General features: G+C 65.3%; 1 pseudogene. It reads left to right on the forward strand.

The features are described 5' to 3' along the window. Positions 1–259, forward strand: a pseudogene (locus tag FS507_RS20070) (hypothetical protein); the annotation flags it as partial.

Consider the following 259-nt stretch of genomic DNA (forward strand, 5'->3'; position numbering starts at 1 on the left):
GAAGAAGGGGATGTGGATGGGGAGGATGTAGTAGGTGGGTGGGGGGGGGAAGTGGTGGAGAGGGTCAATGGGGGCAGGTGGGGGGGGAGGGATGGGGTGGAGGAGTGGGGTGGGCTGGGAGAGGATGAGGGGGATGAGGGGGGGAAAGGGTGGGGGAGGGGGATTGGAGAGGGGATTGGAGAAGAGGATGGTCGGGATGTGCTTGATGAGCTGGAAAGGGAGGGGAGGGATGAGGGGGGGGCAAGGGGACGAGAGGGAG

It is taken from the genome of Corynebacterium glyciniphilum AJ 3170 (genome assembly GCF_007673095.1).
Lineage (GTDB): Bacteria > Actinomycetota > Actinomycetes > Mycobacteriales > Mycobacteriaceae > Corynebacterium.